Origin of the sequence: Vibrio sp. RM-41-2B (assembly GCF_024744415.1) — a bacterium.
Lineage (GTDB): Bacteria > Pseudomonadota > Gammaproteobacteria > Enterobacterales > Vibrionaceae > Vibrio > Vibrio diabolicus.
Genome location: NZ_JAMQWD010000009.1, coordinates 1 through 663, shown reverse-complemented (window position 1 = coordinate 663; position 663 = coordinate 1). Strand labels below are relative to the sequence as shown.

Annotated in this window: 1 protein-coding gene; it reads right to left on the bottom strand. The window is 39.8% G+C overall.

Going from position 1 to position 663, the window contains the following annotated elements:
- Positions 1-108: 108 nt before the first annotated feature.
- On the bottom strand, positions 109-663 hold a 555-nt coding region (locus NB463_RS08290), incomplete at its 5' end, for a DUF1643 domain-containing protein (RefSeq protein WP_258515977.1).

The window sequence follows — 663 nt, the reverse complement described above, 5'->3', positions numbered from 1 at the left end:
GTTAAGGGGTGAGCAATGCAATACTGAAGCAGCCGCATGCTACCTTAAACACTAAAACCAACGCATAGTGAAAATGCCACGCGTTGCGAATCCCTCTTGAACAGTTTGTTATGTAACTGACTCAAAGACAAACTGATAGTCTTTATTTACCCAGTTTTTACCTAGAATACGTAAATGCTTGGGATAATTTCCTTTTTCATCGTACCAACAAGAAATACGCTTACCATTAGCACGTTCTTTAAGAACAGACTCAAACCTCTTTTTCGCTTGGCTATATTTCTTATGTTCAGTGCCCCACGCAATGAACACCTCATTGGCTAGTTCAAGTTCACGCTGAAACACCTTTATGTTTTCTGAAAGCCCTAAATCGTACTTCCCTGCTAAATCCTTGGGCTCTGTCGCCCTGTAGGGAAACAAATTTACGACTGTAACAGCATCAAAATTAGCATCCACGCAATAATTAACTACATTGGCGAAAGTATTATCCATTCGGACTATATCTGCTTTACTTGGGTTCAGTAATATAAACAAAGCTTTCTTCTCACCGTTTCCCCAAGCTTTTGTAAGAGAAAAACGTAAGCTTTGCTCGGTGTCGTTTGAGAATTCAGCAGACACCTCGATTGTTCTATCAACTTGTATTGCCAATGTTACAACTCCATTTGT